17 protein-coding genes and 7 tRNA genes are annotated in these 23,150 nt (G+C 44.8%); 4 read left to right on the top strand and 20 right to left on the bottom strand.

Features of this window, described 5'->3' with window-relative positions; translation table 11 throughout:
- Nucleotides 1–19: 19 nt before the first annotated feature.
- The 5 genes from F461_RS0112565 to F461_RS0112545 all read right to left on the bottom strand — a co-directional run bounded on the left by F461_RS0112565 (nt 20) and on the right by F461_RS0112545 (nt 5,792).
- Nucleotides 20–1,627, bottom strand: a complete 1,608-nt coding sequence (locus F461_RS0112565; RefSeq protein WP_020001515.1) for a flagellar hook protein FlgE — start codon at nt 1,625–1,627, stop codon at nt 20–22.
- A gap of 127 nt (nt 1,628–1,754) precedes the next feature.
- The gene (locus F461_RS0112560; RefSeq protein ID WP_020001514.1) at nt 1,755–2,462 is read right to left on the bottom strand and encodes a flagellar hook assembly protein FlgD; all 708 of its coding nucleotides are present in this window, start codon (nt 2,460–2,462) and stop codon (nt 1,755–1,757) included.
- Nucleotides 2,463–2,496: 34 nt separating this feature from the next.
- A complete protein-coding gene (locus tag F461_RS17855) occupies nt 2,497–2,724 on the bottom strand; it encodes an anti-sigma factor family protein (RefSeq protein ID WP_020001513.1) in 228 nt (75 codons plus the stop codon).
- Nucleotides 2,725–2,934: 210 nt separating this feature from the next.
- The gene (locus F461_RS0112550) at nt 2,935–4,515 is read right to left on the bottom strand and encodes a sigma-54-dependent Fis family transcriptional regulator (RefSeq protein WP_020001512.1); all 1,581 of its coding nucleotides are present in this window, start codon (nt 4,513–4,515) and stop codon (nt 2,935–2,937) included.
- Nucleotides 4,516–5,123: 608 nt separating this feature from the next.
- Complete coding sequence (locus F461_RS0112545; RefSeq protein ID WP_020001511.1) at nt 5,124–5,792, bottom strand: tetratricopeptide repeat protein; 669 nt, start codon at nt 5,790–5,792, stop codon at nt 5,124–5,126.
- A 351-nt stretch (nt 5,793–6,143) separates the two neighbouring features.
- On the opposite strand from F461_RS0112545, the gene F461_RS0112540 reads away from it, so the two are divergent.
- A complete protein-coding gene (locus F461_RS0112540; protein WP_268874344.1) occupies nt 6,144–7,421 on the top strand; it encodes a glutamate-5-semialdehyde dehydrogenase in 1,278 nt (425 codons plus the stop codon).
- Between the two features lie 255 nt (nt 7,422–7,676).
- Nucleotides 7,677–8,360: a nicotinate-nucleotide adenylyltransferase gene (gene nadD, locus F461_RS0112535; protein ID WP_020001509.1), complete on the top strand. Its 684-nt coding sequence runs from the start codon at nt 7,677–7,679 to the stop codon at nt 8,358–8,360.
- 28 nt (nt 8,361–8,388) lie between these two features.
- On the opposite strand, the gene F461_RS0112530 is transcribed toward nadD, so the two are convergent.
- The 12 genes from F461_RS0112530 to F461_RS0112475 all read right to left on the bottom strand — a co-directional run bounded on the left by F461_RS0112530 (nt 8,389) and on the right by F461_RS0112475 (nt 17,054).
- On the bottom strand, nt 8,389–10,011 hold the full coding sequence (locus tag F461_RS0112530; protein ID WP_020001508.1) for a sensor domain-containing diguanylate cyclase: 1,623 nt from the start codon (nt 10,009–10,011) through the stop codon (nt 8,389–8,391).
- Between the two features lie 204 nt (nt 10,012–10,215).
- Nucleotides 10,216–11,220, bottom strand: coding sequence for a glycosyltransferase family 9 protein (locus F461_RS0112525; protein ID WP_020001507.1), 1,005 nt, complete (start codon nt 11,218–11,220; stop codon nt 10,216–10,218).
- Between the two features lie 59 nt (nt 11,221–11,279).
- The gene (locus F461_RS0112520; RefSeq protein ID WP_020001506.1) at nt 11,280–13,373 is read right to left on the bottom strand and encodes a hypothetical protein; all 2,094 of its coding nucleotides are present in this window, start codon (nt 13,371–13,373) and stop codon (nt 11,280–11,282) included.
- A 186-nt stretch (nt 13,374–13,559) separates the two neighbouring features.
- Nucleotides 13,560–13,871 (bottom strand): acetolactate synthase small subunit, encoded by a 312-nt coding sequence (gene ilvN / locus F461_RS17850; protein ID WP_020001505.1) that lies wholly within the window; start codon nt 13,869–13,871, stop codon nt 13,560–13,562.
- Nucleotides 13,864–15,540, bottom strand: a complete 1,677-nt coding sequence (ilvB, locus tag F461_RS0112510) for an acetolactate synthase large subunit (protein ID WP_020001504.1) — start codon at nt 15,538–15,540, stop codon at nt 13,864–13,866. Before ilvB ends, ilvN begins: the two co-directional genes overlap by 8 nt.
- A 398-nt stretch (nt 15,541–15,938) precedes the next feature.
- Nucleotides 15,939–16,015, bottom strand: a tRNA-Met gene (locus F461_RS0112505).
- 124 nt (nt 16,016–16,139) lie between these two features.
- A tRNA-Met gene (locus F461_RS0112500) sits at nt 16,140–16,216 on the bottom strand.
- Between the two features lie 125 nt (nt 16,217–16,341).
- Nucleotides 16,342–16,418 (bottom strand) — tRNA-Met (locus tag F461_RS0112495).
- A gap of 150 nt (nt 16,419–16,568) precedes the next feature.
- Nucleotides 16,569–16,645 (bottom strand) — tRNA-Trp (locus tag F461_RS0112490).
- 12 nt (nt 16,646–16,657) lie between these two features.
- Nucleotides 16,658–16,734, bottom strand: a tRNA-Met gene (locus F461_RS0112485).
- 152 nt (nt 16,735–16,886) lie between these two features.
- Nucleotides 16,887–16,963, bottom strand: a tRNA-Trp gene (locus tag F461_RS0112480).
- Between the two features lie 14 nt (nt 16,964–16,977).
- Nucleotides 16,978–17,054, bottom strand: a tRNA-Met gene (locus F461_RS0112475).
- Nucleotides 17,055–17,205: 151 nt separating this feature from the next.
- Between F461_RS0112475 and F461_RS0112470 the strand changes: the two genes are divergently transcribed.
- On the top strand, nt 17,206–17,937 hold the full coding sequence (locus F461_RS0112470; protein ID WP_020001503.1) for a glycosyltransferase family 2 protein: 732 nt from the start codon (nt 17,206–17,208) through the stop codon (nt 17,935–17,937).
- Between the two features lie 94 nt (nt 17,938–18,031).
- Nucleotides 18,032–18,706: a TVP38/TMEM64 family protein gene (locus F461_RS0112465; RefSeq protein ID WP_020001502.1), complete on the top strand. Its 675-nt coding sequence runs from the start codon at nt 18,032–18,034 to the stop codon at nt 18,704–18,706.
- A 290-nt stretch (nt 18,707–18,996) separates the two neighbouring features.
- Here the strand turns inward: F461_RS0112465 and F461_RS0112460 are convergent, their stop codons facing one another.
- The 3 genes from F461_RS0112460 to pdxA all read right to left on the bottom strand — a co-directional run bounded on the left by F461_RS0112460 (nt 18,997) and on the right by pdxA (nt 22,937).
- Nucleotides 18,997–20,142: a glycoside hydrolase family 3 protein gene (locus tag F461_RS0112460; protein WP_020001501.1), complete on the bottom strand. Its 1,146-nt coding sequence runs from the start codon at nt 20,140–20,142 to the stop codon at nt 18,997–18,999.
- Nucleotide 20,143: 1 nt separating this feature from the next.
- Nucleotides 20,144–21,823, bottom strand: coding sequence for a hydantoinase/oxoprolinase family protein (locus F461_RS0112455; RefSeq protein WP_020001500.1), 1,680 nt, complete (start codon nt 21,821–21,823; stop codon nt 20,144–20,146).
- Between the two features lie 106 nt (nt 21,824–21,929).
- Nucleotides 21,930–22,937 carry a 4-hydroxythreonine-4-phosphate dehydrogenase PdxA gene (gene pdxA / locus F461_RS0112450; protein ID WP_020001499.1) on the bottom strand — a complete coding sequence of 336 codons (1,008 nt, stop codon included), beginning with the start codon at nt 22,935–22,937 and terminating at the stop codon, nt 21,930–21,932.
- Nucleotides 22,938–23,150 lie beyond the last annotated feature (213 nt).

Below are 23,150 nucleotides of genomic sequence, written 5' to 3'. Positions count from 1 at the left end.
GCGGCACATCAAATCAATACTATCGCTTAAGGTTAATTGCTTCCTGAAGCATTTCATCAGATGTTGTAATAACCTTAGAGTTAGACTGATATCCACGCTGAGTGGTAATAAGCTTAACCATCTGGCGCGACATATCTACGTTAGATAATTCCAATGTATTTGAGGACACATTGCCTACACGGCCTGTATTCGCTGTTGAGACATTTGCCTGCCCGGAAGAAGAGCTTGCGGTATATAGGTTGCCACCTACAAGATTAAGACCTTGTTCGTTTGCAAAATCTGAAATTCCAAGAACAAACAACTCTTCCTTACGACCATTTGAGTAACGACCAGACACAACGCCGTTTCTATCTACCGTAATTTCCTGCAAAAAGCCTGCAGTGTAACCATCTTGGTTCATACTGTTAGTAGTTGAAGCTATGTCGTATGAGGTAGCAGCTTTTTTGGTTTTATTTATATCAGCAGCTGCAATACTGGCGATGTTGGTATCGGCAGTTTCAGTGTTTGCCATGGTCTGAGTAGCGTTTACATACGCCATTCCCGCACTTTTTGAACTCATACCGAAATCAAGAGCAATGCGTTCCGGCTTCTCACCAGTAGCAGACACATCATTCGTATCGTTTACGTCAGCCAAACCGGAAAAGTTGGCAGTAAAAATTGGAAAACCATTTTCATCAAACTCAGCAGGGAGCCAGCTTGCTTTAAGATCCGGGTTAGAAACAGCTGGTGCAACTGCTGAATTTCGGTATGTATAAGCAGACATGTTTTCCATGGCACCAGCGCTATTAAAACTCATAGTACCTGCCATCAACACACCTTTTTTATCTGCACTGGCAAAGGCTGGGCGTCCATCCTCACTCGGGTCTGCGGCTACAACGTATTCCCATGTAACCCTGCCTGTTTCGTCTCTTGCTTTATCAAAATACACCGTAACTTCATGAGCAGAGCCGGATTTATCGAAGACATTCATCGTCTTCTGGTAAGAATAAGTATCATCGCCAATCGGTTCTTTTGGTGAGGTGTTTGCATCCCACTTAGTGAAGAGAGCAAAATAGTCTGTTCCCACACCAGCCGCAGGTGGAACTGCTGGCGTTGTCTTGTCCACAGCTTTATTAGACAAGTTGAGAGAAAGTGACATGATACTGGTTTCTTTAGGTTCTGACTGGAAGGTATCCAACTGAAGATCACCAATTGGCCCCTGAGTTAGAGAAGCTTCTGTAACTCCAGCCTTCCAACCCTGAACTCGCAGTCCCTGAGGGTTAACAAGGAACCCCTCTTTATTGAAATTGAAGTTACCAGCGCGGGTAACATATTCAGTGCCATTTACAGAGTCCTTAACCATAAAGAAGCCACGACCACCGATTGCTAAGTCTGTAACTGAACCAGTGTTTTCGTAAGCGCCCTGTGAAAAATCCTGATAGATGGACGATACACGGGAACCGTGACCAACCTGGCCTACGGATGCACCAAGAGTACGGCTGGAGTAAAAAAGATCTTCAAACTGAACGCTGCCGCTCTTAAAGCCAACAGTACTGGTGTTGGCGAGGTTGTTACCAAGTACAGACATGCGCTCTGCGTGAGTGGTAAGTCCAGAAATACCTGTGTACATTGATCCCATAACGCTCATAATCGCCTCCCTGGAAGCAGTAAATATGTGGGTAAATTTTGCCTATAATTTTATTCATTTTTATTAAGACGACAGGGTAAAAAATTCCGTCGTCTTAATAATATTAGCTTGATGCTTATCGCAGGACTTAACTGTTATCACTCTCGTCTTCTTCATTATTTTCAGTTGAAGGCTGCTCTACTCTAGTAATATCAACGAGATTCACAGTTCGGCCGCCTTCAAGTTCGAGAACAGTTTTTCCGTCTTGCGAAGTAACGCCTGTAACCTTACCAGCAACTTTCGAGCCAACTTGAACAAGTTTACCGTTTTTATCGCGTGCTTCGAAACCGACAGAGTATTGCCCCTCAGGTAAATTACCCTGTGTATTTGTGCCATTCCAAGTAAAGGTATGCTCACCTTCACCTGTCCCAGAGAGAACAACTGTATCAACAATTTTTTTGGATGCGTCGTAAACATGAGCCTTAATAGTGTCAACACCCTCAGGGACAGTGTAGTATACAGGGCTACATCCCTCACTGCCTTTGTGAACATTAGCACCACCGGCAACAACAGCTTTCCCAATGTAACCAACGGCATTGGTAACGTTAATTGCGCTAAGAGCTGCGTTTGAATTTTCAGCAGTAGTGTTCAATGCAGTAAGCTGTTCAAGAGAGGAGAACTGAGCCAACTGTGCAAGCATCTGAGTGTCATCAGTAGGTTTCAACGGATCCTGATTAGACATTTGCGCCGTCAATAATTTCATAAAATCATCTTTGCCGAGCGATGATTTTGGCTCTTTGGCTGAAAGGTCCTTTGAATACGTTGAGTTCAAATATTGTGTTGTTGATACTTGCATGTGTCTTCTCCTCCTTGAGATTAGTGACGTGCGGTTAACAGGATGAAAGAATTTTTCTAAGCTCTAAAACTTCGGAACGGCATTCACGACAGGAAGCCATATGCCCTTCCACTTCTTTTCTACGAGCAATCGAAAGTTTCTTATCAATATATGCGGCAACATCATTGTGTCCGGGACAAGCTTCCTTGCTTGTTGAAAGCCCTTCCTCAATTGTTCCGCCGTAGACCAGTTCAAGCCAGCTTGAAGATTTTTTCGATTTCATATTGAATACTCCTTACTTCTTGGCATGTTCACCTATAGGTACGGGTCTAGAAGTCCACATCATCCATTAACAGTTTATTAAGTTAGCTAAAGTTTTGTTAACAATGCTTTTAACAAAACAAGATTTCTTTAAATTCAATACATTAGACACAAAAAAAAGAGCCGCATTTCTGCGACTCTTTTAGCTACTATTTATAACAGTTGGGATATATTAACGGACTCGACCTCGAGTAACCGCAAACTTCTTGGCATCAATTCCATATTTTTTAACCTTGTAGTTAACAATACGGTAACTCACGCGCAAATCACGAGCTGCTTGAAGCATATTGCCTCTGGCTTTTTTAAGAGCATCAACAAGAAGCTCCTGTTCAAATTTAGCCACAGCCTCGCAAAAGGAAAGGTTTGAATCCGTTGCAGTACTTTCCGCAGTCTGTAAAGAAGGGGGAAGATGGTAGGTACGGATTACCTGCTCATCACAAACCAGAACAGCACGTTCAATGCAGTTCTTCAATTCACGAATATTTCCAGGCCAGTGATACTGCATCAGCAGATCGATAGCCGGAGTAGAAATTCGTTTAATGTTTCGTTCATATTCGTCTGCATAGGAAGAAAGAAAATGCTCAGAAAGCGGTAAGATATCTTCACGGCGCTCACGAAGCGGTGGAATAAACACAGGGAAGACATTAATACGATAGTACAAGTCTTCGCGAAACTCACCTTTTTCAACAAGCTCTTCCAACGGGCGGTGTGTTGCGCAAATAAGGCGTACATCTACAGACAATGTTTTTTCACTGCCTAGACGCTGAATTTCCTGCTCCTGAATTGCACGCAATACTTTTGCCTGTGCAGTAGGGCTTAATTCCCCTACCTCATCAAGGAACAAAGTACCATTGTCTGCAAGTTCAAATAAACCCTTCTTATCCTGCACAGCACCAGTAAAGGCACCCTTCTGGTAGCCGAAGAGCTCACTTTCAACAAGTTCAGACGGTAACGCAGCACAGTTCAGCTTAATAAGTGACTTCTCGCGCCGAGGACTTGACTGATGGATAGCTTCAGCGAGTAACTCTTTACCAGTACCGGACTCACCACGGAGCAATGCAGTGGCGCGACTCGGGCCAACTTGTGAAATTTGGTTCAACACAAGTTTCATAGATTTGGAGGCAACAATAATATTGGCAGGGGCAGCGTTAGCATCAACCAAATCACCACTGGCAACACCTTGGGCCATCATGTAATTCTGACGCGCAATCTCTTCCTGCAAATATGTCGCATGGTTTGCAACCATACCCGCCACAACTTCCAGAAAACGCCTCTGCCCTTCAAGACTTTCAGTGGTATTACTTGGCAAGTCGACACTCAATGTGCCAATTACTTCACCGTCAGAGCCTTCCATCCCAGGAACGGTAATAGGCACACAAATAAATGCCAATTCAGCCAATTCTTCATCCGTACGACCAAACGCTTTGTTCAAAAATGCAGGATGCTCCTTCATTCTCGGAACAATAACAGGAGCACCGGTGGCAAACACCTGCCCTGTTACGCCAACACCCGGCTCGTATTCAACAGATTCTACAGAATCGAGACCATGTGCGAGAGTCAGTTTAAGGGTGCGGGTTTCCGGATCAAAGATCACGATATGTGGTCTTCTAAAATTGTGATTCTCTGACAAAGTTTGCAGCAGGGACTTCAGCGTAGACTGAAACGGTTTTTGTGAACCGAGCTCAGAAACAATGCACTGAAGGGTTCCCATATAAGGCTGCAAGTTGTCGTCTTGTAACGTAGTAACACTCATGTAATTTGATTCCTAAGCTCCGGTCATGCCTAGCTGTCATGTATAACACAGCAGTCCGGAACGGGTTCAGCAATTATCGTATAGCTTAGCAGATAGAGGTAACATCTGCTTCAACACAAAACACGCATGGTGGCGCATTTTGTTCGCGCATATGAACCGACGATACCCTTCTACGTGATATTATCTACAAGCATCTTCCTTTATTGTGCAATAAACACCACACTATTATAGCGAGGTACATCGCAAACGGTGCAGTATGTATACAATTAAGCCATACTATTCTTGCAAATATAGTCAGATAAAACGTATCGTCGAAAATTTTATTTATTGTATTGCTTTTCTATAGAGTAATCTTATAGCTGCGTTCAAAGCATTTTTTATAACTATTGGGGTAATCAGCCACACAATGAACGCCTGAATCTCTTACTCAGCACCCCAAGCAAGGTCAACCCCGACAGGGTAATCAGGTACAGCTAACAGAGCCTCAAGAATAGAAATACATTCCACACCACAAATAACATCTTGAAAAATACACTTTTATTTCAAAGAGTTAAAATGAATAAAAATTTCAACCCTGTGCAACACTGTTTATTTATTCAATATTAGCGCTATTTTTTAATTTTTTGATTCAATGCAGCTATCTTATGGGCATAGAATGCCTTATTCGCTTCCGGCACACTCTCTTCAATTTCTTTATATAACACTATAGAGGTGTCCACATCTCCGCTCTTTTCGGCCATTATTGCAAGCTGATGTTTTACCGGCAACTTGTAGGCTTCTGATGCTGTCGGAAGCATCTGGGTCAACACAGTCTGAGCTTTTTTGTATTCATCCATACGAGCGTATGCGTCTGCCCTGCCTAATCCAGCGAGATCACGCAGACTTTCCACGCCCAGTTCCTGCAACTTACCCCATGCGTTTGCAGCCCCGGCATAATCCTTAACACGCAACGAAGCCTTAGCAAGGGCAAGCAATGCTGCAGGGCGAATCTGCTCAGGAGCGGTTCCAGCGAATGTTCTTAAATCATTAAGCTGTGATTCTGTTGACGCACCTGTGGAAAGCGTCATCAACATCTCCTGCGCTTCAAGAATATTCTGCTCATGTATATAATTATAGATACCGGCACCAACTATTACACTAATCAGCAAGACTAAGCCTAACGTAATAGCTTTGATATGCTTCAGAACAAAATTCAGTAACGGCGCAGCTTCCTTGGAAACACTATGTTGCAGAGAGTCTACCAATAACGGGGAATGAGATTCATTTTGCTCAACCATATTCGCTCCTAAACTGTTCTCAGTATCCATATTTAAAAACACTTTTTTTATAATCCAATATGACGAAATTGTCAAAATATATTGTTTTTTATAACGTCCTATCATATTCTCAGTCACCATAATAGGCTCAACTAATTCTAAAAAAACATCGCCCTATCTTTGCCAGCACAGCACATCTCTTGCAGTTTCATCACCAAAAAGGTATTTAATTACGTTGCTACAAACCAATGCCAATTACCCGAAGAGGCACGGCCTTACGAGCATTGGAAACAGACAAGTACTCATGCACATAAACGTGCAAGAATCACATATCACTCGGTGAGCCAACCTTGCACAGGCTCTTTCCGATACATAGCCGGAGGACATATGGATACTCATCAACTGTTGAAAGATATGGGACAAAAAGCATCTGCCGCCGCTCGAAAGCTCGCTGCTGCAACACCTGAACTCAAAGAAAAAACACTGTTGCGCCTTTCTGAGCTTATCATAGAAAAACAGGACGAGATTACTGCTGCAAACGCCATTGATTTAGCAAAAGCAGAAGAAAAAGGAATTGATGCTCCTCGTCTTAACCGTCTACGTCTAACTCCGGAAACTATTGCCGAAATGGCCAACGCCTGTACATTCATTGCCGAAATGGATGACCCTGTCGGTGCCATTGAAACTCAATGGCAGCGTCCCAACGGGCTGCTTGTCGGTAAAATGCGAATTCCACTCGGCGTGATCGCAATGATCTATGAATCACGTCCTAATGTTACTATCGACTCCGGAATCCTTTGTCTTAAGGCTGGCAACGCCATTATTCTACGTGGCGGCTCTGAAGCAATTAATTCTAACCTTGCACTTGCAAAGCTGCTACACGAAGCACTGGAATATGCAGGCCTGCCTAAAGAATGTGTTCAGGTTGTGCCAACCACTGACCGCGAAGCAATTACCGCAATGTGCAAACTTGAAGAGCACATCGACGTTATCATTCCTCGCGGCGGTGAAACACTCATCCGTACTGTTGTTGACATGGCTACCATGCCTGTCCTCAAACATTATAAAGGTGTGTGTCATGCATTCATCGACAAAAGCGCTAATCTTGAAGAAGCGCTCAACATCATTATCAATGGTAAAACCCAGCGCCCCGGTGTCTGCAACGCTCTTGAAGGGCTGCTTGTACATAAAGATATCGCAGATAAATTTTTGCCAATGGTTGCAAAAGAACTGGGAACAGAACGTGACGTTGAATTCCGCGCCTGCGCGCGATCTTTACCGCTACTCGGCAAGACTGCTGTTGCTATGAACGAATCGGATCCGGGAACCGAGTACCATGATCTGATTCTACTGGTAAAAACCATAGACTCTATGCAGGAAGCTCAGGATTATATCGCAGAAAACGGCTCAAATCATACTGAGATCATCTGCACTCAAGATTATAACCGTGCATTAAAATTTATGCGCGAAGTTGATGCTTCCTGTGTATCCGTCAACGCGTCCACCCGCTTTAACGATGGGGGCCAACTTGGACTTGGAGCAGAAATCGGCATCAGCACATCTAAACTTCATTCTTACGGCCCAATGGGTGTAAAAGAACTGACCACCACAAAGTTTGTTATTTTTGGTCAAGGACAGGTTCGAAAATAGCCCAGCGCCACACTACTTGCCTTCCCAAAAGGATGGAGCGCCTTCGCTTCATCCTTTTTTTACAAAAAAAACATAGTCCACGTCGTCCATGTTCTCTGCTGCAAAACAGCATAACGCGTAATATTCCGCACAAAGGCCGAGACTTGTACCAGTCTGAATTTGTATTTTTTTTCTTTGGCACGGTATACTATCGCATGATATGGTACTGCTAGTTTGTGCGTACAATCCTGACAATTTAAAAGAGATAAGTGTGTTATGAAACGTATTGGAATTCTTGGGGGAACATTCAACCCCACCCACATCATGCATATTCGTCCAGCGGTTGAAGTTGAAGAAGCCTTCGAACTTGATCGCGTCGACTTTGTTCCCTGCGCGACACCACCACACAAGACGAAAAACGGACTTCTTTCTTTTGAACTACGAAACCGTATGATAAGGGCTGCAATCAACCGGTACCCTAATTTTACAGTGAACGAACTGGAAGCTGAACGTTCCGGCCCGTCGTATACATATGATACCCTTCAGCACTACAAAGAAACTGAAGAGGAATGTGAACTCTTTTTTATTATGGGATCAATTGACTTAGCGACGTTGGGGGACTGGCATAAAGGCTTGGAACTTATTGAGCTCGCAAATATTATTGTTCTGGCGCGCTCTGATTCTGATGTAGAAGAGTTTAACAGACTATGCCCGCAATACTGGCCAAACTTAGAACTGCTTCCAGCAGCAGGAAATGTTGCAGCAGCCTATTCGCTTGGTACCCATAGTATATACTTCCTGCCACAGCCCCGAATTGATGTCTCAGCAACGCTTATTCGGGAACGTTGGATGCAGGATCGTGACATTTCATACTTAGTTCCGGACAGTGTCCATAAAATTATGACAGATTATGCAGATGTTATTACTGCATGCTGGAGTGATGAAAGAAAATGCAACTAATTGGAAAATAGTACCTTCAGAAAACGTACTAACTTCTTTTTTCCAAATACATGGCATGGTCGGCTCGCTGCAACAAGACTTCCGGCGTATCGCCATCTTCAGGGTACATTGCTACTCCAACACTCAACCCAACACTTACCAGCTTCTCGTCATTAATTCGGATAGGCGCATCTACTACGCTATGAATTTTACGAATAACGGCATCCACGTCGCATGCTGCGCGAACATTTTCCAGCACAATACAAAACTCATCGCCTCCGATTCGTCCAAAGACATCACGCTCTCGTATCTGGGCACTAATTCGTCCAACAAGCTCTTTAATTACAATATCACCGCAATGATGCCCGTGGGTATCATTCACATTCTTAAAATCATTCAAATCAAGATACAGCACTGCAAATATACTGTTCTCATACCGCGCTGTTGCAAGAATACTGCTCAACTTTTCGTAGAACGACCCCCTACTGAACACACCGGTAAGGCAGTCTCGAGTGGCTCTCCGCTGTAAATCAAGCTCTACTCGTCTACGTTCTGTTACGTCCGACAATATGCCTTCAACATACGGAATCTGGTTCTTGGGATCGATGCTCCAATGAGCAGAAATTTCGCCCCAAATCAGAGCTCCATCTCTCCGTACAAGCTGTGCATTAAACTTGGACTGACGCCCGACAGTCTGTACCTGTTTCATTAACGTTAAAAAGTCATCTGTGGTGACAAACTGATCTGAAAAATTATGGCTGGTAGAGTTTGAAGCCCAATCAAGTACTTCAAAACCCAAAATTCGATTAAAGGCAGGGTTAGCTTCAATAATATGACCGGATTCTTCAATGCGGAACATACCTTCCGCTGCATTCAGATACAACGCTCTATACTTGGCTTCAGCCTCACGCAGTGCTGCCTCAGCCTGCAAATTCTCTTCAAGGTTTGTCATAACGCAGAGCAGATTATTATTTGAAGCCACTTTGCTTACCGACAACCATACTGGAACCATCTCGTCCTGAAATGTAACAATATACCCCTGAAAACTTTGTTTTGAATTTACGCTAAGTGTACTGCAAACAGCTTGAAGCCGCACCAAAGTTTCTGCATCAAGCAATGTATTAACATGACACCCCTCAAGAGGATCTGAAGCCCCAACTAACTGCCCCAGATGTTCGTTGGCAAAGTAAACTCGCCATGCCTCATCCAGTATGACAACACATTCAGGAATATTATGCGCAATAAGCTGACACTGCTCAATAGCAGCCGTGGAATGAGCCCCCATCCTGCTGTATGAACATGCAGAACAGACTGTGCAATCAACCATATTGATAGGACAAGAACTAGGCAGCCAAGCGAACGGCTGAAAACTTCCCACCCGGCTAAATGCAGCATCGTCCAACACATCAGAACAACAAATTACAGGCAATTGGGAAGATTCAGGACATAAAACAAGCTCATTCAATAATGCCACGGTAATATCATTATCAACATCAGCAATAAGTACGGAATGAGGGTATTGCCTATATGCAGAACGAACCTGTTCAATAGAACCGCCACACTTACAGACAATGTATTCCTGCTGGTTCAACTTTTCAGCACTACACAGCATAGCTTCCGCATCATGCTCTAATACTAAAATACAATTTTTTGTATTGGCTGTGGCTGCCATGAAACATTCCCTATTATTCATTACTTCCATAAAAGCGCCCCAACCGTACAGGCACCACACATTGCGACACAGGAGACCGTTTTATATTTTAACAGCACGAGTGTATTAATCGACAGTCATCATTATTTATTTAATATATTATGACAATTAACCACATAAATTAGCTGCGCCTAAAAAGATATGCCACGGAACGCAAAAAATTTGTTAGGAAAACAAAGAAAGCACACTTCTCAGCACTCTATCCGGCTCGATTGATCGCATGCAGCTCTGCCCTTTTTCGCATACTTTCTTGCCATGCAACGAACAAGGACGGCAGTCTTCATCTGCCTCAAGCACAATATCAGAGAGCCCTTCCGGATAGAATCCCCACGCACGATGAGTTGGCCCAAACAATGCGACCACAGGGGTCTGCACACCGCTTGCCAGATGCATCGGACCAGAATCCCCTGTAACAAGCGCCTGCGCACAGGAAAGAAGAGCGCAAGTCTCTCGGAGAGTTGTTTTTCCTGTAAGATCGGTGACATTATCCCCTTCTGGAACAGGAGAATTGCCAACACCAATAATAACAACATGCATCCCGGCCTCAGCCAATTTTTCAGCTAACATTCGCCAGTAATCGCTAAACCATGCCTTATTGGGATGTGTAGAAAACGGATGCAATGCGATAATAGATTTGCGTCCTGCAACACGCTCACACACGCTCTTTCCATACTGAATTTCTTTTTCTGACAAAAAAATCCGTGGAAGTAATTCCAGACGCGATGGAGCGACTTCTTCAACGGCGAGAGCATAACGTTGAGGCACATTAAAACGCAGAAGCTTTTCGCCACCAAGTTTGCCCTCTGTCTGAAGAAATAATCTTCGCTGCAAAGAAAATTTCGGATACCTGCGAACCGCCCCTTTCCAGCACAATGCCAAAAATCTTGAACGCATTGTTCCATGCAGGTCGAGCAGCCCCTTACCCTCATGCTCCTCAGCCAACTGCTTAAAAAAAGTATATCCGCTACTGGAACGCAGTTCTTCTTTATTGATAGAAATAATACGGTCAATGGCAGGATGCCCTTCTAGAACAGAAGACCAAGGTGCCAACGTAAGGAACGTAAAACGCCAACCATATTTCTTATACAGATAAGAGAGCACTCCAGTAGTAAGAACGACATCACCAAGTGCGCTTAAACGCACGACTAACCAGTCATTAGGTACACTCATATATCCACTCTATATAGTATCGTTCTGCTAGAAGCCATGCTCTAACTAACCAGAAGATTTTATAAATCAAGCTTAGGTAGCGAAAATGAACCATCCTCAAACGAGACAATCTGCTCTGTTAACTCAATAGGCTGTTTCCCTAATGACGTTTCCGCTTCTCCCGCAGCACGTTCGGTCTGTTCAATTAAAAGCTTTGCAGACGTGGCAGAAGCATTTTCTACAACAGAAACAAGTGCCTCGGCTTCAGAAACAAATTGGGTGCAAGCAACGCCAGCTTTTGTGAAAATAGCAGATAACGCCAACTCAACATTTTCTAACTGGCTTAATACTTGTACAGCACGCTTTACAGCATCTTTATCGGCTGTGGCAAGACTTGGATCGTTCTGTTTTTCCAAACTACTCAAGAAGTTGAACACCCTATCCAGCGCACGGGATCCTATTGTTTTACCATTGTCACTGGCTTCTGCAGCGTGGCGACATTTATCAGATAGTCCGCGTATTTCTTTAACAATAGTTGCCATCGCTGTAGTATCTGCACCGATACGAGCAGCTTCGACATTGATATTGATCGCTAAGGTCTCAAGATGACGGGCTACATCCTCATAACTGGCAACCTGCCACCCCATAACTTTCATTGCCCGTTCAATTTCAGCAAACTGTGACTTCAGTTCCAAGACTGAAGCAGCCGCTCCCCCACCAGACTTTGTATATCCCCCCAATGAAGAAGAGACAGCTGACGCCAATTCGCTAAAATTGTTGACACCATGTAGGGTAGCGAAGGCTTGTTCGCTTTGTTCTGCAGCCTGTGTAAGCCTTTTTTCAAGCTTCAGACCTGACTGACGAAAGCCCTGTATTTTTTCGGTCACAGAGGCTAGGGACGTTGAAGCGTCATATACACAGGTCTTCAGGGACTGTAACATATCTGAAGCAGTTCCTGTTGCCGGCATGTTTACGGATTCAAGACATTGTCGCAAACTTTGCTCCACTTCGCGACGAGTTGCATCAACATCACCAATAGCACGACTTAATGCATCAAGACCAAGACGATTTTCTATGTCTGCAACAGGCTTACCTTCTGCAATTTGCTCCAACGCTCTTGTCTGCTCTGCAACCTTACTCCACGCAGCCCAAAGTGCGGTTTCCAGTTGAGACATTTCTTGAGGCTTCTTGGAAGAAGGGGGAGGATTTTCTCCCGAGGTCAATCCAGCTACTGCCTGCTCGACCCGAGAGACAAAAAGCCCTGAAGTTTTTAAAATCAGCAAGTAAAAAATAAGTGTAACAATGACGGCGCACGCAATAATTGCAACGCCCGGCAAAATAGAAGACTCCCGCACAAACGCCAGAGTATCACGCTGTGAGTCCGCAAGCTGCCTGATAGCAACATTCACATTGGAAAGACCTGAGCCGACATCCGAGTCAACGTCCACTAGTCTATTATACAGCTGCCCCAGCTGGATAAAATCTGTATTCAAGTTTTTAGCAGCAACGATAGCACGGTCAAGCACAAGCAAATCCATAGAGCTCATACTGGTTCGCAACGCAGTACAGCTTTCCAGTAAGGATTCTGCATTATCCTTAGCTATGTCATAATCACTCTTCTTGTTTGTTGCTTCCATTAACCGCAATGTGACTTGCAAATTCTGAAGACTCTCCTGCATAGACTTCAGCCGTTGATTACGCTTACGCTGTGCATCCTGCGCGGATGCACTGAGCAACGATACACGTTGATCAGCAATGAGCCCTTCAATACGCTCCGCATCATCTGCAATATTTTTTACATTTTCTTTAGAAAGCTCAAGATAGCGATTAATACCAGAAGATAGTGCCTTGATTGCTTCCAGCTTTTCTTTATACCCAGAATTGGCAAGCTGTGCACGGCGTATCACTGCTGCCTGATTTGAATTTTTTGTTGAATCAAACTCATTAAGCTCTTTTGATAGCTCAGCGCTAAGGCCAAGCAATGCATCATGCCCAGCTCCTAACAGAGAAGCCTTATGTACCATTGCAATGCTGCTTTCCAAATGAGAAAGCCTGGCAAGCAGATCGTAATTTTTCGACAACCGCTGTTCACCGTCTATTCCAAAAAAAACTAGAGCTCCCATGAGCCCTAACAACAATACGTATCCGGTGACCAGCTTGAATCCTATTCGCATGAAATACTCCGAAGATAAAAATGCATCGCAAGATATGTAACCAAGTTCTCTAGCTTCGGCAAACAGAAGGTTTCAGCCATTCTGGACAAAAATAAAAATAAAATCCCGCGTACGATGGTTCTCGCACACGGGATTTTAGTGTTCAAATGCCTTTGGGTGCAGCATTTGGACAATAGAAAAGGACTGTTAACCAGCCATACTTTGATTCGATTCCGAACTCATGACAGAAGCTAAATCGGCAAAGACTTTTGTGTGCTCAGCCGACGCTGTCACTTCATACACATCCTGAAGCTTCCGCATCTGTCTCATCATCTGATCAAGTCTTCCATCCTCATTCACCAACAACCAGATACGGCTTGTACTGGTGTCCGCAACAGGAAGACACAAGATGGCTTCAACGTTGAACGCTCTTCGGGAAAACAACCCTGTCACGTGTGCCATAACACCCGGATGGTTATTTACCAGTATATCCAAAACAGTATGTGCATGATTAGCCATTTGTATCACCTCCAATCATTACCCGATTCGCTGCTCCGGGAGGAACCATTGGCAAAACTTTTTCTTCTCTGCTGACCGGCATATGGATAAGACACGGCCCCTCAGTCGCTAACGCCTGCTTTACAATCTCTTCGCTGCAATTTTCTGCCAGATCGCATACATGCCAGCCGAACCCTCGCAGAATGGCGACGTAATCCAAAGCAATAGGATATTCTGAAGAAAAACAGTTACCTTCGAAGAATAATTCCTGCTGCTGATGCACTAACCCGAGACACTGGTTATTAAACAGAACAACTGTCACATCAACGTTATGCTCTACGGCAGTTGCAAGCTCCTGCATGTTCATCAAAATACTTCCGTCACCGCTAAAACAAATAACTTTTTTATCCGGAGCAGCAAGTGCAGCTCCGATTGCTACAGGCAAGCCAAAGCCCATTGTTCCCAGCCCACCGGAAGTAAGCCACTGACGGCCACCCGTAAAAGGATAACTCTGTGCAGTCCACATCTGATGCTTTCCAACGTCTGTTGTGACAATGGTAGAATTGTCCGAAAGTTCACCGACAAGACGAATAAATTTCTGTGGAGACTCAAAACCGCTCTCTGAAGGAGAATGGGGAGGGAAAGCGCTTTTAAGGGCAGAAATATATCCAATCCATTCTTTTCGTGGTTTAGTCTCAATTTTTGGAAGTAATTTTGAAAACACATCATGGATGTCTCCCAAAATACCAAGACTCACAGAGCGAAGTTTATCAAGTTCACAATGGTCAATATCAATATGGATAACTTTTGCGTTTGGGCAAAACTCGTTTACCTTGCCTGTTGCGCGATCATCAAAACGAACGCCCGCAGCAACAATTAAATCGCACCCTTCCATCGCCATATTGGTGTAGCGCTCTGCATGCATTCCCAACATACCGATATTCAGTTCGTGATCACGAGGGATAACGCTAAGCCCCATCAGGGTCATAGTTACAGGCATTGAAGCTGTCTCTGCGAGATTCTTACATATGGCATCCGCCTGTGCGGCAACTACACCGCCCCCAACCCACAAAACAGGGCGCGCTGCTCGGTTAATCATCTCTGCTGCAGTCGCTATGTCAGTATCAGACACAACCGGCGGTGCATCTGCTACAGCCGGTGCCGGCAAATCATCAACTGCAATATGCTCAAGCTGAACATCCCGAGGGATATCAACCAGAACAGGCCCCGGACGACCTGAGGCGGCAAGTCGGAATGCTTCTGGAATTACGGTAAGGAGTTCCTGAGCGGAACGTACAAGAAAATTATGTTTCGTGATGGGAATAGACATCCCGTAGGTATCTACTTCTTGAAATGCATCAGTACCAATGAGCGGAGTAGGTACCTGCCCTGTGATACAGACAAGCGGAACGGAATCTAATTTAGCATCTGCAATGGCAGTTACAATATTTGTTGCACCGGGGCCGGAGGTAGCAAGACACACCGCAGGTTTACCCGTTGTGCGTGCCATTCCCTGCGCAATAAAACCAGCTCCCTGCTCATGTCGAGCAAGAATATGCTTAATTTGTTTACTACGCGACAATGCATCGTACAATGGCAGGTTAGCCCCACCCGGGATACCTGAAATAATAGTAATGCCCTGCCGCTCTAAAAGACGAACCGTACATTCTGCACCGGTCATTTCTCGCATTCGTTTTTCCTGCTGCGATCCAAGTACTTATTACCGGCGGAGGTTCTGGATCATAAAAAAATCCGCCGGGCCGAAGCGCTGGCGGAGTCATTTTTACTTAGTATGAAAACCCGTTACAACGCGACGACGTTTCTCACGACGTTGACGACGACCACGATGACGGAGACTAGTAGGGTGCTACTAGCTACAATTGGGAATGCTATCGTGGTTGCGTTGTACATATGTTCTTCCGAGTTTTACAAAGTTGTTATTACTTTTGATAACCAGATGCTTCACCTCTGTCAACACGTATAAACTTTATTCAGTAAATTTAACACATTGAGCAGACAAACAGCCTTACCCTCATGCAATAGACACAAAAAAAAGGTTCAGAATTACTTCTGAACCTTAACTATTCATGGTAGCGGGGACAGGATTTGAACCTGCGACCTTCGGGTTATGAGCCCGACGAGCTACCGAGCTGCTCCACCCCGCGTCATCGTGAGAAGGTACCTATGCCCTTCCAGATCGCCCGTCAACAAGAAACAAAAATTTTATTTCTGTAAGGCGTAATAAAAAGAAAAAGAGACTCAGAATCATTTCTGAATCTCATATATTCATGGTAGCGGGGACAGGATTTGAACCTGCGGCCTTCGGGTTATGAGCCCGACGAGCTACCGAGCTGCTCCACCCCGCGTCATCGTGAGAAGGTATCTATGCCCTTCCAGATCGCCCGTCAACAAGAAACAAAAAAATTATTTCTGTGGGGGCGTAATAAAAAGAAAAAAAGACCCAGTATCACTTCTGAGTCTCGTATATTTTTGGTAGCGGGGACAGGATTTGAACCTGCGGCCTTCGGGTTATGAGCCCGACGAGCTACCGAGCTGCTCCACCCCGCGCCATCATATATGCACTTCGCTACAACCCATTCGTTCTAATAACAAATGCTAGTTTGAAGTCATAAAAAATTCAGGTCAGTGCCCTGAATCTTAATATATTATATTCAATCCATTAAACATCAAATCCGGAATATCCCGAAAAGAAGTTAATGGCAGGGGTGGAGAGATTCGAACTCCCAACATCCGGTTTTGGAGACCGGCGTTCTAGCCGTTGGAACTACACCCCTGAATCATTTTTTTGGTAGCGGGGACAGGATTTGAACCTGCGGCCTTCGGGTTATGAGCCCGACGAGCTACCGAGCTGCTCCACCCCGCGTCACCGTATATGCACTTCGCAACTGGCAGCCCGTTCTAACGAGTTATGCCATTTTAAAGTCATAAAAAAAGATTCAGACAAAAAAGCTGAATCTGAAATCTTATATTTGATCCATTAAGCACCAAATCAGGAATATCCCGAAAAGTAGTTAATGGCAGGGGTGGAGAGATTCGAACTCCCAACATCCGGTTTTGGAGACCGGCGTTCTAGCCGTTGGAACTACACCCCTGAATCATTTTCTTTTGGTAGCGGGGACAGGATTTGAACCTGCGGCCTTCGGGTTATGAGCCCGACGAGCTACCGAGCTGCTCCACCCCGCGTCATCGTGAGAGAGCTTCTATGCCGATTCGTCTCCCCTGTCAACAACACTAAGCAATTAATTTTATTTTTTGCACAATTACTAACTGATGTCGGCACGCTCAATGGAATATACTAATCCGTATTTACAAGCCGCACCAATCGCTTTATACCATGCGCATGACAAATATTAACTCCCTATCTATAGTTGTCCCTGTATTCAACGAAGAAGATAACCTTCCACTTCTCTTCGGTGAAATCAATAAGGCACTCTCCTCGCTCGACAAAGAATGGCAAGTGATTTTTGTTGATGATGGAAGTTCTGATAACAGTCTACAGGTCATTCGCTCCATGGGCGAAGAGCATCCTGAAGTGAAATATATTGCTTTTGCAGAAAACTGCGGCCAGTCTGCTGCATTCAAAGCAGGTTTTGATGCGGCAACAACTGATGTGGTCATTACAATTGATGCAGATTTACAAAATGACCCTGCTGACATTCCTGCCCTTCTTCGTGAATACGAACGAGGTTACACCATGGTTATAGGCTGGCGCCAGAAGCGTCAGGACACATTACAAAAAAAAGTTGCTTCAAAAATTGGTAACGCAATCCGTAACAAATTAAGCCGCGAAACCGTTAAAGATACCGGTTGCTCTCTTAAGGTTATGGATACCAAAATGGTTCAGAAAATCCCAATGCTTACCGGCATGCATAGATTTCTCCCTACACTCATGAAAATGCAGGGTGCCACGGTTTCTGAAGTACCTGTGAACCATAGACATCGTCAGCATGGGGAATCCAAGTATGGCATCCTCGATCGAGCCAAAGCTACCTTCCTTGACTTACTAGCTATTCGCTGGATGCAGAGCCGTCATTTCCGTTACTCTATTAAAGACCGGAACTTATAAGCCATATTTTTAAACGTATACATTACAATACGCTATACACAGTATCCGTAGACCAACTGCTTGGTGATTTTTTTCCATCAATGCAGGGGAAATTATGTCTTCAAATCAAAAAAAAGTTTTTATCAACCTTGCAGTCATTGGATTGCTTGTTGCAGTAGTACTTACCCTTCGAAAACTCGGTATCGCTGAATTTTTAGAACCCGAATGGGTAGATACACATATTAGAGCTACAGGGATACAGGGAGTTCTTCTTTTTGTAGGACTTGCCGCTCTACTTACGGGAATGGGTATTCCAAGACAACTCTCTGCTTTTTGTGCGGGATATGCATTTGGTGCTGCCCACGGATTCTTAGCCGCAATTACCGCAGTTACACTGGGATGCACATGCTGCTTCTGGATAGCCCGTTTTCTCGGTCAAGAAACAATCAACCGCAAATTTCCGAACCATCTCCAAGGTATTAATAGTTTCCTGCAGAACTCACCCTTTCAGACAGCAATGATTGTCCGCATGCTTCCAGTCGGCAGCAATCTGGCTACAAACGTTATTGCCGGAGTAAGCAATATCCGGCCCCTACCTTTTGTCGCCGGTTCTTCTCTAGGGTATATGCCGCAAACTATTATATTCTCTCTCTTAGGAAGCGGTATCACCGTTGAGCCGGTTCTTCGCACAAGCGTCAGTGCAGTGCTCTTTATCCTTTCCTCAGCACTTGGAGTGCGGTTGTATAAAAAATATCGGTATCTTTCTTCGCAATTGGAACAAGACGCGTAACACCAAGGTCTGTATCCCAAAAAAGGTACTTCTCTGTGTTGTCACATTGCTCCTACCGCACCTTGCATTCCTGCAAGATTTTACTAAAACAGAATGCATCGCTAACTTGAAACATAACGTAGCAAAAAACGTCCTTCGTCAACAACACATCTCCCTGCAAGAAACATAGCTTTCTTCACGCTACTAAATAAGTTGACCGTCAGCACCGTACATAAAAATAAAAGGGTGGAGTTGAATCTCCACCCTTTTATTGTATAACAGCTTGTTCAAAATCGTTATTATGCAGATCGCTATTCTTTCAAAGCCTCTTCCACAAACAGCCCCGATTCACGTTTAAGCTTCATAATTCGTTCATAAGACTGACGAATCCGTTCAATCGGTAGTTCCCCATTATGCACTGCCCATGTAAGAGCGGTCACAAGCTTACAGACTATTTGTGGATCATATACCAAATTATTCCCTGCAAGCAGAATATCACTCCCAGCCTGTACGGCTTTCACTGCGGCTTCATCTATAGGATACTCATTTGTTATGGCCTTCATCTGGAGATCATCAGTCACAACAACACCGTCGTATCCAAGCTGGTCACGAAGCACTTCTGTTATAACGGGATATGATAATGACGTCGGCGTATCCGCATCAAGTTTACGGTTATACAGGTGTCCTACCATAAGGACATGCAACGGTTCTTTTCCTAACAGTTCAGCATAAGGAATAAGTTCATCCTTTGACCACGTCTTTGTTACGTCAGGCAAACCCTTATGGGAATCTGAAAGAGAACTTCCGTGCCCGGGGAAATGTTTATATCCTGAAATGATACCATGGCGTGCCATGCCCTGAGCAAAAGCATGCCCGTACGTAGCAACCTTAGAAGGATCAGCACTGTAACTACGCTCTATGGCACCTATAACTGGAGATTCTGGATTTACATTTACATCCAGCACTGGCGCAAAGTTCATATTCACGCCAACCGACTCAAGATATGCTCCAGTATGTTCCCCTGCTGCAAATGTTTCACTTACAGGCAATTCGCCTAATTTTTGCGCAGAAGGCGTTCCGGCAAAACCATGACTCGGCTTAAACCGTGAAACACGTCCTCCTTCCTGATCTATAGCAACAAACAAGGGAATTGTTGAAACGTCCTGCAATGCAGAAATAAGATCATGTACTTGCTCTTTACTGATGATATTCCGCACTGCCTGAGGTCTAAGACAATCTTTATCAAATAAAATAACACCACCTATCTGATGTTCCTTTATGTCCCGCAACAAAACGCGTGCGGTAGTGGCGCCCTCTCCACGAAATCCCACCATGATCATTTGACCAATCATAGTTTTAAGAGAAACTTCGGGAGATTGGAGTTCCGTTGCCTGCATAGCAAAACTTTGCGTTGCAAGCAGGATAAGTAATACGCAGTATGCTAGAATCTTAGGCATCCTATATTTCAACTCCTGGTGTTATCTGACATTTAACACGGATATTTCTTCCAACCGTGCCATAATCGCCAATCATATTGAAAGATTGCTGCTCAGTCACTTCTATCTCGTCAGCACTTATAATGATATTACGTTGCGAGAAGTACTCGACCATAGCTTCTTTTGCATCCAGTACAGCATCAATCAACTTATAATTTGAAGAAACACTGCGGCGCTCCCCTACTACAGGAATAAAAAGGGTCTGTGCTTCCGTATCTGCAAACAGTTCCAGCTCAAAAGTCGGCTTTGTCATTGCAGCACCAATGGCATTAGCCACAGAGTACTGTGGAACAGTATACACCGGCACATGCAATTCTTCGGCAAGTAATGTCTGAAAAGCTTTTGCCGGCCCTCCCATAATGCTTACCTGAGTCGGTGTCAGTTCATCCCCGCTCAAAATTTCTCGAATAGTATATACAGGAGTGCTGTTCACTTCCTCGATAAACTCATGCACTGCCCGTGATATTGTTTTCACCGCAAGGGTAATTGCGGACATTGCCAGTGCTGACGGCTCCATTCCACATTGATCTGCAAAATGTTCGATTCCATGCCGACTCGCGGAAGTATCACCAAAAGACGCATGCCCGCAGTAAATAAGTGCATCCATTAGCGCAGGGCTGCTTCCGCCTTCAGCCATACAGACACCTTTTCGTTCCGGCCCCACACGTAGCGCACCGGCTGAATAGCGTAACGCGGAGTCACCACCGACACCTATGGAACGAGTTTTTAACGCATGCACCAAGGTTGGGAAACTACCGACGGAAATACCGTCTTTTTCTACAAGGGGTGTCGCCGCTACCAACAAGGCTATGTCCGTGGTCGTACCGCCGATATCAAGAATAAGTGTTTCACCTTCCAGTGAGTCCGACTTTGAACACTTTTCCCCAACACAGCGCTGCGCTAACACGCCCATAACACTGGCAGCAGGCCCTGAGAGTATAGACTCAACAGGAAGCTCACGAGAACGTTCAAGCGGCATTGTCCCGCCATCAGCTTTAAGAATGTTCACAGGAGCAGTAATCCCCTTTGCCCATACTCCAGCTTCAACAGCATCTGCAAACCTGTTATAGAGACGCCAGACAGCAGCGTTGTAGTAAGCCGTTGCAATGCGACGTGGAAAACCGAGTTGACCGGAAAAACGATGCCCTAACGATATCACATCACTTTTAGAAGCAACTAATTCCGCAATGCGTTCTTCATGCGCAGGATTTCTTGTAGAAAACTTACTAACAGCGGCAAACGAGGTAACTCCCGCCGCAACACACGTGTCAAAAGCATCCATGACTTCTTTCTCAGCGACAGGGGCGACCTCTTCCCCTCTATGGTCAATAGACCCTTTGACAGGAAAATAAAATTTGCCGGTCTGAAAATTATACGGATCAATGCCGGGGCCTGAAGAAACAATCACACCAACATCATCTGTACGTCCTTCAACTATGGCATTTGTTGAAAGTGTCGTTGATAAATTAAGGCGTGTTACATCTTCTGGAGAAACACCCTCAAGCACTATCTCAAGCGCACCCAGTACCGATGACAGTAAATCATCGTGCACTGTGGGCACTTTTCCCGAGGCAACCACTTTCCCATTCTCAACGGCCACTGCGTCGGTATGCGTGCCGCCGACATCAATACCAATAAGCATGGTTTCCTCCTATATTACCTGTAGAATCATCAGTGTATGCAAAAAAGGCAGACAATGCCAAGTAATGTGTCATTGTCTGCCCAGTAATATCAAAATAAAAAGCAGATTACAGTTCATCGCCTTCCAGCATTAAAATCGCAAGGCGTATGGCTTCTCTGAAACTATTTGTATGGGCAATGTCTTTGCCTACAATGTCGAAGCCCGTACCATGATCGACCGATGTACGCACAAACGGCAAGCCGAGAGTCACGTTAACGGCTTCTGAGAAGTGGAGCAATTTCAGAGGAGCAAGTCCTTGATCATGATACATAGCCACTACAGAAGAATATACACCGCGTGCAGCCTTGTGGAACAAGGTATCAGCAGGAAACGGACCTTCAATATTCATACCCATTTCCTGAGCTTTACGCACAGCTGGCTCAACAATCTCCTGATCCTCAGTACCGATCTTGCCGGATTCACCAGCATGCGGATTTAAACCACATACAGCTATTGGCCGGTCTCCGTGCCCTATTTGCTTCATAAAAGCATCAGTCAGCCTGAAGGTTCGCAACAAACGCTCTTCAGTAATCATATCTGCAACATCACGGAGCGGAGGATGTGTTGTTACGAGGCTTACCCGCAAAATGTCACCACACAAATGCATGCAGACTTCATCATCACCAAGCCCCGCATATCGTGCTAAAAACTCTGTATGCCCCGGAAAATCAAACCCTGCTTCCTGCAACATTGCTTTATGCAAGGGCAAGGTCACCATACCTGTGGCAATACCATCGGTAATGCACTGACAAGCGGCCTGCAAAGACTCACCCGCAATAAAACCACCTTCTTTAGTTGCTTGACCAACTGTAACTGGAATATTGCGGATTGAAGGAGGTTCATACAGATAGACCCCGTATGCCTTACTTATAATCTCACGCGGAGACTCGATCGTCTCCCAAAACGGGTCCATATTGAGTCGCTCGGTATGCACCAGCAAAGAGGCAGCCGAGCCGATCATTATTATCGGACGCTTCGCCGCGATAAAGATATCTTGACCAAACAGACGGCAGGCCAACTCCGGCCCGAGTCCATTTGCATCACCAAGTGTAATAAGAAGCGTTTTTTTTGGCATAACAAACTCGAATTAAGTATATAGTCAGTACATGACAATGTCCCACTATTCAGAACAGGACTATACACAACAAAGCCACATTCTGAAATGCGGGATAAAATTAGGCGGTTTCCCTCTGCCTGTCCAGAAGCAACATATTTTTCTACATTATGTCATGATTCTGCTTCAAATTTGCCCTAAAACAAATCACAATGTATATTATGGGCTACGATA

The sequence above is a fragment of the Halodesulfovibrio aestuarii DSM 17919 = ATCC 29578 genome, from assembly GCF_000384815.1.
Classification (GTDB): Bacteria; Desulfobacterota; Desulfovibrionia; order Desulfovibrionales; family Desulfovibrionaceae; genus Halodesulfovibrio; species Halodesulfovibrio aestuarii.
This window is presented reverse-complemented; position numbering and strand designations above follow the sequence as displayed.

Excerpts from the sequence above, each read along its gene's own strand:
- F461_RS0112455 (WP_020001500.1), bottom strand. The coding sequence starts at position 21,823 with ATGCTTATTGGTATTGATGTCGGCGGCACGCATACCGACGCAGTGGCC.
- F461_RS0112520 (WP_020001506.1), bottom strand. The coding sequence starts at position 13,373 with ATGCGAATAGGATTCAAGCTGGTCACCGGATACGTATTGTTGTTAGGG.
- F461_RS17855 (WP_020001513.1), bottom strand. The coding sequence starts at position 2,724 with ATGAAATCGAAAAAATCTTCAAGCTGGCTTGAACTGGTCTACGGCGGA.
- F461_RS0112530 (WP_020001508.1), bottom strand. The coding sequence starts at position 10,011 with ATGGCAGCCACAGCCAATACAAAAAATTGTATTTTAGTATTAGAGCAT.
- F461_RS0112470 (WP_020001503.1), top strand. The coding sequence starts at position 17,206 with ATGCGCATGACAAATATTAACTCCCTATCTATAGTTGTCCCTGTATTC.
- F461_RS0112460 (WP_020001501.1), bottom strand. The coding sequence starts at position 20,142 with ATGCCTAAGATTCTAGCATACTGCGTATTACTTATCCTGCTTGCAACG.
- ilvB (WP_020001504.1), bottom strand. The coding sequence starts at position 15,540 with ATGCGAGAAATGACCGGTGCAGAATGTACGGTTCGTCTTTTAGAGCGG.
- F461_RS0112465 (WP_020001502.1), top strand. The coding sequence starts at position 18,032 with ATGTCTTCAAATCAAAAAAAAGTTTTTATCAACCTTGCAGTCATTGGA.
- pdxA (WP_020001499.1), bottom strand. The coding sequence starts at position 22,937 with ATGCCAAAAAAAACGCTTCTTATTACACTTGGTGATGCAAATGGACTC.
- F461_RS0112560 (WP_020001514.1), bottom strand. The coding sequence starts at position 2,462 with ATGCAAGTATCAACAACACAATATTTGAACTCAACGTATTCAAAGGAC.
- ilvN (WP_020001505.1), bottom strand. The coding sequence starts at position 13,871 with ATGGCTAATCATGCACATACTGTTTTGGATATACTGGTAAATAACCAT.
- F461_RS0112565 (WP_020001515.1), bottom strand. The coding sequence starts at position 1,627 with ATGAGCGTTATGGGATCAATGTACACAGGTATTTCTGGACTTACCACT.
- F461_RS0112545 (WP_020001511.1), bottom strand. The coding sequence starts at position 5,792 with ATGGTTGAGCAAAATGAATCTCATTCCCCGTTATTGGTAGACTCTCTG.
- F461_RS0112525 (WP_020001507.1), bottom strand. The coding sequence starts at position 11,220 with ATGAGTGTACCTAATGACTGGTTAGTCGTGCGTTTAAGCGCACTTGGT.
- nadD (WP_020001509.1), top strand. The coding sequence starts at position 7,677 with ATGAAACGTATTGGAATTCTTGGGGGAACATTCAACCCCACCCACATC.
- F461_RS0112550 (WP_020001512.1), bottom strand. The coding sequence starts at position 4,515 with ATGAGTGTTACTACGTTACAAGACGACAACTTGCAGCCTTATATGGGA.